8 protein-coding genes are annotated in these 6,515 nt (G+C 43.7%); 4 read left to right on the forward strand and 4 right to left on the reverse strand.

Going from position 1 to position 6,515, the window contains the following annotated elements:
• Window positions 1–385: 385 nt before the first annotated feature.
• Window positions 386–1,765 carry an ATP-binding protein gene (locus ABL924_RS04495; RefSeq protein ID WP_349025869.1) on the forward strand — a complete coding sequence of 460 codons (1,380 nt, stop codon included), beginning with the start codon at window positions 386–388 and terminating at the stop codon, window positions 1,763–1,765.
• A complete protein-coding gene (locus ABL924_RS04500) occupies window positions 1,755–2,303 on the forward strand; it encodes a response regulator transcription factor (RefSeq protein WP_349025870.1) in 549 nt (182 codons plus the stop codon). Before ABL924_RS04495 ends, ABL924_RS04500 begins: the two co-directional genes overlap by 11 nt.
• A 427-nt stretch (window positions 2,304–2,730) precedes the next feature.
• Here ABL924_RS04500 and ribA read toward each other — a convergent pair whose 3' ends face one another.
• Both ribA and ABL924_RS04510 read right to left on the reverse strand, forming a co-directional pair.
• Window positions 2,731–3,336, reverse strand: a complete 606-nt coding sequence (ribA, locus tag ABL924_RS04505) for a GTP cyclohydrolase II (RefSeq protein ID WP_349025871.1) — start codon at window positions 3,334–3,336, stop codon at window positions 2,731–2,733.
• Between the two features lie 62 nt (window positions 3,337–3,398).
• Window positions 3,399–4,016 carry a methyltransferase domain-containing protein gene (locus ABL924_RS04510; RefSeq protein WP_349025880.1) on the reverse strand — a complete coding sequence of 206 codons (618 nt, stop codon included), beginning with the start codon at window positions 4,014–4,016 and terminating at the stop codon, window positions 3,399–3,401.
• A 181-nt stretch (window positions 4,017–4,197) separates the two neighbouring features.
• Here ABL924_RS04510 and ABL924_RS04515 point away from each other — a divergent pair, with 181 nt between their 5' ends.
• Window positions 4,198–4,608 carry a GFA family protein gene (locus ABL924_RS04515; protein ID WP_349025872.1) on the forward strand — a complete coding sequence of 137 codons (411 nt, stop codon included), beginning with the start codon at window positions 4,198–4,200 and terminating at the stop codon, window positions 4,606–4,608.
• Window positions 4,609–4,652: 44 nt separating this feature from the next.
• Window positions 4,653–5,324 carry an alpha/beta hydrolase-fold protein gene (locus ABL924_RS04520; RefSeq protein WP_349025873.1) on the forward strand — a complete coding sequence of 224 codons (672 nt, stop codon included), beginning with the start codon at window positions 4,653–4,655 and terminating at the stop codon, window positions 5,322–5,324.
• Between the two features lie 504 nt (window positions 5,325–5,828).
• On the opposite strand, the gene ABL924_RS04525 is transcribed toward ABL924_RS04520, so the two are convergent.
• Both ABL924_RS04525 and ABL924_RS04530 read right to left on the reverse strand, forming a co-directional pair.
• Window positions 5,829–6,074: a hypothetical protein gene (locus tag ABL924_RS04525; protein WP_349025874.1), complete on the reverse strand. Its 246-nt coding sequence runs from the start codon at window positions 6,072–6,074 to the stop codon at window positions 5,829–5,831.
• Window position 6,075: 1 nt separating this feature from the next.
• Window positions 6,076–6,228, reverse strand: coding sequence for an IS1-like element transposase (locus tag ABL924_RS04530; protein WP_349025875.1), 153 nt, complete (start codon window positions 6,226–6,228; stop codon window positions 6,076–6,078).
• Between the last annotated feature and the right edge of the window lie 287 nt (window positions 6,229–6,515).

Below are 6,515 nucleotides of genomic sequence, written 5' to 3' on the forward strand. Positions count from 1 at the left end.
ACATACGCAACTCTCAGCTATCGAGGCTCAGGAAGCCTCTTAAAAGTTAGCAATATGATAGCAGTGGTTAGCGCAATATGGAATGCGACAAATTGTCGCACCCCCAGAGCCATTTTTCAGGTCAATAAAACTCATTCAATTATTTGATTTATATAGTTAATATTTATTTTTTTCCAAAAATAATAGGCAAAAATACAAAACAAATGAGAATTTTTTCGCGATTTTTCCAAGGTGGACATTGCCACAAATGGCAAAAAAACAAGGGGCTACTTGTTAGAAAATAGACTTATAATGGATTCCACATTGAAAATTAGTCGGCAACCATCGAGTGTTGTTTGACAGTTGTCATTTCTCTGCCCAGATATTAACTCAAAGCCTTAATAATATGCTTTCACACGTATTACCCAAGTCTGAAATTTCCACCCTCCAAAACTTAAAATGGCTGTTTATCCTAAGAAATATGATGATCTTAGGCGAGGGCTTTTTGATCGTGATGTTTGTCTATGGCCTGAATATCCAGATACCTGAGCAGCAGCTATGGCTGATTATCGTTGCCATCATAGCATTTAATGCCTATACCTCGATGCGGTTGCAGACGGACGATCTGGTGACCGAGCTGGAGATTTTTTCGCAGATTTGTATTGATGTCTTTTCCATCGCCGCGCTGTTGTACCTGACCGGAGGCGCATCAAACCCTATTACTTGGGTATTCCTGTTACCCGTGATTATTACGGCGATCATGCTGCCTCAATCTTATGCTTGGTATATGGTAATTTTAACCACCTCCATGTATTCCATGCTCATTGCTTTTAACGTACCTTTGCCTTCCATAGAACCGCACATGGCTGATTCGGGCATGTTGCACCACAGTTCAAATATTGCGAACGATAAGTTGTTGCAGAAGGCACATGAGTTAAGTGACAACCATTATTACAATTTGCATATGTTCGGTATGTGGTCTGGCTTTGTATTTAGCGCGGGGCTGGTAGCATTTTTTGTGGCAGAATTAGCAAAAACACTTAAGAATCAAGAGCGTAGCCTTTCTGAAGCCCGTGAAAATACACTTAGGGATGAGCGGGTTGTGGCTTTAGGTACACTAGCTGCCAGCGCGGCTCATGACATGGGAACCCCCCTAGGGACTATCGCGATTATCGTACACGATTTGATACAGGATTTTCCGGTTAATCATTATCCAGAATTCAATGAAAAAATGCAGATTATGCAAAACCAAGTTCACCGCTGCAAGGAAGCTTTGTCGCTAATGTCTGCCTCTGCCGGAGAAATGCGCGCTGAATCAGGTAACCTCATGTTACTAAGCAATTACCTTGATGACGTACTTTACCAATGGCGTACACACAAACCGACAGCAAAATTACAATTTTTTATTGACCCTGATGTTACGGTTGATGCCAACATCATTGCCGAACGCACATTGACTCATGCACTCATTAATATTTTAAATAACGCAGCTGAAGCTTCTGATCCTGAACGAGGCATTGAATTTCATGCATGGTGGAATGTGGCTGAATTAACGCTTAAGATTAGGGATTACGGCCTCGGATTTCCGGCTGAAATAGTTGATTTTATCGGCAAACAGCCAGTAACCAGCAAAAATAAAGGTTTGGGCGTGGGTTTGTTTCTGACTTATTCCACCATCCATCGCTTGGGCGGTAAAATTGAACTCAGTAACATGGGGACGGGTGGCGCGTGTGTGGAAATAAACCTACCATTGTTGATAAACAAGGAGAATGAAGATGACCGCTGAGCTATCAGATCAACCCATTTTGTTACTGGTAGACGATGACAAGACTTTCTGTAAGGTGTTGAAAGGCTCTTTGGAAAGAAGAGATTTCGAGGTATTGGTTGCCCACAATCTCGAAAAAGGCATGGCACTGGCTGAGCAGTATTTGCCGGAATATGCGGTGATTGATTTACGGATCGGTCATGATTCAGGGCTTGAACTGGTCAAAAAACTGATTTCCCTGGATACGAATACGGCTTGCGTGATGTTGACGGGCTTCGCCAGCATTGCCACAGCGGTCGAAGCCATCAAGCTAGGTGCGATTCACTACTTAACTAAACCCACCAATGCCGATGAAATCGTTAAAGCCCTCAGCAAAAATGAAGGAGATGTAGACGTTTACATTAACAAAAATCCCCCATCTGCAAAAAGGATGGAATGGGAATATCTGCAAAAAGCATTACTGCACCATGAAGGCAATGTTACCGCAGCGGCCAAGGAGCTAAACATGCACCGACGGACATTGCAAAGGAAGCTGGAAAAACGCCCCGTCAAGGAGTGAAATAGTTTGATTATACAGGACACCTGTAGAGGCAGATTTATAATGTCAATAGAGGGTGACTATGAATAATCAAACAAAGCGACCCAATCCAAAAGATACATTAGAATTTAAACAAGATGCAGCGAAGTTGGTGAATGATAAGGCTACGCCCACCAGCAAGCGGTGGATAACCTAGCTATTTCATTAAAGCGAGGGCAGTACGAGGCGCTAGAGTTCAGGACTAAAGCGTCAGCTAAGCTGAGCATTATTGACCTGGCTTTTTTATAATTAGGAAATGTACTCACTCAAACACGGTCATCAAACTCTGCTGGAATTTGCGCGGAATTTTTATAGGATAGGAAAGCTGTCCAAAAAAATGACCGATTTTAGTTGACCATCACAGGCGGTTTGCTAAAGCAAAATCGCCCTATACACTACCCATCAAAAATTATTTCTTCGGCTCAAACAATATATGAGCCATTTTCTTGGCCTTGGTCTTGAGATAGCCTAGGTTATCTTTATGAGCGACGACTTCGATTGGAATGCGCTTAACCACGTTAATGCCCAATTTTTTTAGGGCATCAATTTTTTTGGGGTTGTTGGTAATGAGTTGGATGGACTTAACCTGTAGACTTTCCAGCATCAGTGCTGCTACGCTGTATTCGCGTTCATCGGCTAGATGACCTAAGTGAATATTGGCATCGACGGTATCCAAACCTTTATCTTGCAAATTATAGGCTTGCAGCTTTTTTAGCAAGCCGATGCCGCGCCCCTCCTGGCGTAAATAGATCAAAATCCCCGCATTTGCTTCGCTAATCATCTGCATCGCCATATCAAGTTGCTCACCACAGTCGCAGCGTCTTGAGCCTAACACATCACCGGTAAAACATTCGGAATGGATACGCACCGGGATGTTTTCTTTATTGGCAACATTACCTTTGACCAAGGCGATATGTTCCTTGTCGTCGATATTGTTGCTGTAATAGTGCAGGATAAATTCGCCATGCCGAGTGGGAATGGGCGTTTGTACCAAATCGTCTAGGTGTGGATTCACGGATTTTGCTAGTCTGAAAACAGGGTGCTATTTTACCTAATATTTTAGGTAATCTTGGAAAATCATTTTTTTGCTTCTATCAGTTTGAGAATATCACCACAATGCTCATCAATCCGCACCGTCGTAAAACCACAAGCTTTGACGTTCTTGACGGTATCCCTGTTGATATTCGCACCAAACAGTTTAACGACGATTGGATTGAGCAAATTCATTGCCCAGGCTAAGAGAGGTTTTGAGCTGACCACATGCTCAAGCAGTAACACCTGCCCTTCGGGTTTGCAGACACGATACAATTCTTTTAGGCCTTTGTTGGGCAATAGCACAGAGCAAAACACAAAAGAACCGATCACCGTATCGAAGCTATTGTCGGCATAAGGCAAGGATTGTATGTCCAGCAAATCCAATTCTACTTGAATAGTCTTCCTGTCCCTGGTTTTTGCAGCTTGTTTCAGCATATTTGGACTGAAATCAATGGCTGTGATTCTGGCTGCTTTAGGGTAATAATCAAAGTTTTTACCGGTACCGACACCGACTTCCAGAATGTGATGCCCTATGGCTTTAGCCCAAAGTCTTTGCCGCCAAGGTCTAAAAAATAAACCCTCCATCGGGGCTTCAAGAAGATCAAAAAAAGGCGCAATACGGTCATAGCGTTTTTTTATTATTGTTCTATCGGGCTTCATAAATATGGTGGAGTTTAATATAATCATCATATTACAACGTCTGTTTGATTTTTATCAATGATATTATCTAACAGGCTGTTGAATTAAAATGGTTTTCGGAAGGTTTACTTATGCTGAATCCGCTTGAACTTTTTACTTTACTAGACTGCCTAAGACTTCGATTTGTAATTAAAGGATACTTATGAAACTCCCGATGACTGGCGGTTGTTTATGTGGCAAGGTCAGATATGAAATCTCTGCACAGCCTGTCAGTACAGCGAACTGCCACTGCCGAAGTTGCCAAAAATCGGTGGGCGCACCGCATTTGGCTATCTTTGTCGTCCCTACATCATCGTTTACTGTAATGGGAAACTATAGGGAATATATCACCATTGCCGCCAGCGGTAACAAAATGCACCGCAACTTTTGCCCAGAGTGCGGCACTTCGTTATTCGTAATAAATAGCGGCTTTCCGCAATTTAGACCAGTATCAGCGATGACGCTTGATGATCCCAGCGATTACAAGCCTGAAAAGGACATTTGGGTAGCGGATGCCCAACCGTGGGATGTCATGGATCCTGAGTTACCAAAATTTGCTGGAAATCCTCAGTAGTAAGCTATATTTAACACAGACTTATTCGACCCTACGGACACTTTATGCAACCCGAACTCAATACCATCAATATCGCACCGACTTCAACCCACACCTATTCTGTTATCTGGTTACATGGATTGGGTGCGGACGGACACGATTTTGAAAGCATTGTACCCAGTTTGAATTTAGCAGCGGAAGCAAATATCCACTTTATCTTTCCCAATGCCCCGATTCAGTCAGTGACCATCAACAATTTCATGAAAATGCGGGCTTGGTACGATATTCTGGCCATATCTTTGGAAGAACATACCGTCGATATTGCCGGAATTTACCAATCCGCAGAACTCGTTAATCAATTGATTCAAAAAGAAATTGATAAAGGCATATTGGCAAAGAATATTTTTCTGGCGGGATTTTCTCAAGGTGGTGTGATTGCCTTACATGCTGGGCTTAGGTATCCTCAAAAGTTGGCGGGCATTTTGGCGCTTTCTACCTATTTGCCAACCATAACACAGCTAAGTGATGAAGCGTCTATCCTAAGTAAGACCACTCCTATTTTTATGGCCCATGGCATTCTTGATGCCGTAGTGGCTATAGAAGCGGGAAAATCAACGTTTGATAAGCTATCGACATTAGGCTACAGCATTGAATGGCATGACTATTTGATGGAACATTCTGTTTGTGCGGAAGAAATCGGTCATATTTCGGTTTTTATGAATTCGATTTTTGTTTAGTCTTCACCAAAACGCTAAACATCTGGCATTCAATTTTCAACGGTAAGCACTCATTGCCGTTGTATTGCAAAACCTACCATTCCCCCAAAGAACGGTAGATTAAAGGGTAGTGGGTCAAACCTGTGACACGGCATGAATATCACGCCCAAATTCGACCTTATTGATCAGCAGCCCAATAACAATATCATGCATTTTCTCCAGCGTTGAGAAGCAGATGCTCCGGTGGAGCCGGCCGTTTGATCCAGGTCCTGTTGTCAGGTTTTTTCGTTCTATCTTTTGGGTGTTCCGCTTGCCGACCTCGCGCCCGCCAGCGTCGCGGGGAGTCGCTATTTTTGCGAAAGCTTGTTTTGAGGACGTCCTGTCCAATCAAGCGGCAAAAACTTAACGCGACCGCCAATGCCTGCGGCTGCCCCAGCCGTCCTGCTACCCTCGCCCCATACCCGACAAGGGGTATGGGACATCGTTGCGCAATGACTCGACGCGATGTCGTAAAGCTGTGCATTTTCACTCCGCTAACGCCACGTTTCCAGGATTTTCAGCGGAGGTGGCACTCGTAAGCCCACCGGTCGTCCGTGTAATAACGGCTGATGTTTGAACGGCGCAAGCAACGCTTTCAAGTCGTGGAACGCCGTGTCCTTGCGCTTGCCGAACACATAAGCCAGCACACGGTGTTGGTGGCCTGGTCAACGGCGTACCACAGCCAGCGTTGGTTTGACTTTTGTCCCCGACAAACGACCACTGTTCGTTCAATTCAGCCTCCAGGCAGGGCGGCGGCTTTTTTTAAAGTGCTGATCACCGTGTTTTTGTTGATCTTGATCACCCTCGCCGTATCCCGGATGCCGCTGCTGTTGATGGCCATCTCGACAACTTGCGCCTTGATGCCGAGCTCTCTTAACAATTTCACTAAAAAGACGCTCTACGAGAGTACAAAGGGGGAAATGAGGGGTTTAAGGTTAATTTGCCCCAATTCCCCCTATTTTGCTTGTCTTGTAACATTTGTCTAGGAACAGCTTATTAAACCATATTGGTAGATTATGAATAGAAAGGTTATAAATCATATTATTGAAAATTTATTGTTTAATAAAAATGTGATTATTGATCCGGCCTTTAGAAGTTTTAAGCTGCATATTTGACTCTCTTATCCTGAAAGAAGCTGCGTATGCGTTCTGGATTCGACTTCAGCATGTCCAT

This window comes from Methyloglobulus sp., assembly GCF_040079455.1.
Classification (GTDB): Bacteria; Pseudomonadota; Gammaproteobacteria; order Methylococcales; family Methylomonadaceae; genus Methyloglobulus.

Bases quoted from the DNA above. Each gene is read 5' to 3' on its own strand.
- ABL924_RS04520 (WP_349025873.1), top strand. From the start codon at position 4,653: ATGCAACCCGAACTCAATACCATCAATATCGCACCGACTTCAACCCAC.
- ABL924_RS04510 (WP_349025880.1), bottom strand. From the start codon at position 4,016: ATGAAGCCCGATAGAACAATAATAAAAAAACGCTATGACCGTATTGCG.
- ABL924_RS04495 (WP_349025869.1), top strand. From the start codon at position 386: ATGCTTTCACACGTATTACCCAAGTCTGAAATTTCCACCCTCCAAAAC.
- ABL924_RS04500 (WP_349025870.1), top strand. From the start codon at position 1,755: ATGACCGCTGAGCTATCAGATCAACCCATTTTGTTACTGGTAGACGAT.
- ABL924_RS04515 (WP_349025872.1), top strand. From the start codon at position 4,198: ATGAAACTCCCGATGACTGGCGGTTGTTTATGTGGCAAGGTCAGATAT.